The 559-nt window shown below is 72.3% G+C and carries 1 protein-coding gene and 1 pseudogene; one reads left to right on the top strand and one right to left on the bottom strand.

Annotation, left to right across the window (positions count from 1 at the left end):
* Positions 1-217: hypothetical protein (locus AC27KI_RS26980; RefSeq protein WP_487116982.1), on the bottom strand; the 217-nt coding region annotated here is incomplete at its 3' end.
* Between AC27KI_RS26980 and AC27KI_RS26975 the strand changes: the two are divergent.
* Positions 117-559: pseudogene (locus AC27KI_RS26975) on the top strand (DEAD/DEAH box helicase); the annotation flags it as partial. The gene AC27KI_RS26980 and the pseudogene AC27KI_RS26975 overlap by 101 nt on opposite strands.

Below are 559 nucleotides of genomic sequence, written 5' to 3'. Positions count from 1 at the left end.
AGCGCAGCGCAAGCGGAGCGGGGGGCGCAAGCCATGCCGCTTCCCTTGTCGCGCCGCTGGGTACGGGCCGGCCAGCCGCGCACGTCGTTGCGGCGCCGTTCGCCACGGCAGGGGGGCTGGCAGTGACCCGGTCCACGGTCCAGCGCGCGGTGGCCGACTGGTTCGCGCAGCGGGGCTGGAAGCCTTTCCCGTTCCAGAAGCAGGTGTGGAAGGCCATGGCGGAGGGCCGCTCGGGGCTGCTGCACGCGACGACCGGGGCGGGCAAGACCTATGCGGTGTGGCTCGGCGCCCTGCAGGCGCTGGCCGGTGATCCAGACGGATCTGAGCCGAATCGGGCTCCAGCGCAGAGAGTACTAGGGCGTGATGCTATAAAAAAAAGTAGCAATTCCTTTGCGGGGGCGCCAGAGCACCGCCGCACCGCTCACCGTCCTGTGGCTCACGCCCATGCGGGCGCTGGCGGCCGACACGCTCAAGGCGCTGCAGGCGCCGCTCGATGCGCTGGCGCCGGTGCACGGCGGCGTGGCGCGCTGGACGGCCGGCGCGCGCACGGGCGATACCG

Source organism: Acidovorax sp. KPB24-03 (assembly GCF_057546605.1).
The sequence above is the reverse complement of the archived record's forward strand: the minus strand, read 5'-3'. Positions and strand labels throughout refer to the sequence as shown.